The 366-nt window shown below is 43.7% G+C and carries 1 pseudogene; it reads right to left on the reverse strand.

Annotated elements, in window-relative coordinates:
* A pseudogene (locus DWZ03_RS20340) lies at positions 1 to 366 on the reverse strand (RHS repeat-associated core domain-containing protein); the annotation flags it as partial.

Below are 366 nucleotides of genomic sequence, written 5' to 3' on the forward strand. Positions count from 1 at the left end.
GGTAGTGCTGCCTGTCTTATGGACAGTTTTCAGCTTTGTGCCGTCGGCTGCATAAGTATAGGTAATCGTGCTACCATCACTAAAAGTTACTACACTAGGCAAATTTAAACAATTATACGATATATTGGTAATTCCCTTGTTTAAATCTTTAGTTAAATTCCCGTTGGAATCGTAGTTGTATTCATTCGCCTGCTTCACGCCGTCCTTGAACTCGAAACCGTTGTTGTAAGCAGATGTGGCTACAGCATCATCTACACGGGTCAACTGATTACCACCGAGGGTGAAAGTCAGGTTATCAATCAGACCATAGGTAGAAGCTCCGGTTTGACCGTAGCGTTGCAGGGTCTTGATGTTGCCGTTCTTGTC

Source organism: Bacteroides sp. AF29-11 (genome assembly GCF_003602895.1).
Taxonomy (GTDB): domain Bacteria; phylum Bacteroidota; class Bacteroidia; order Bacteroidales; family Bacteroidaceae; genus Bacteroides; species Bacteroides uniformis.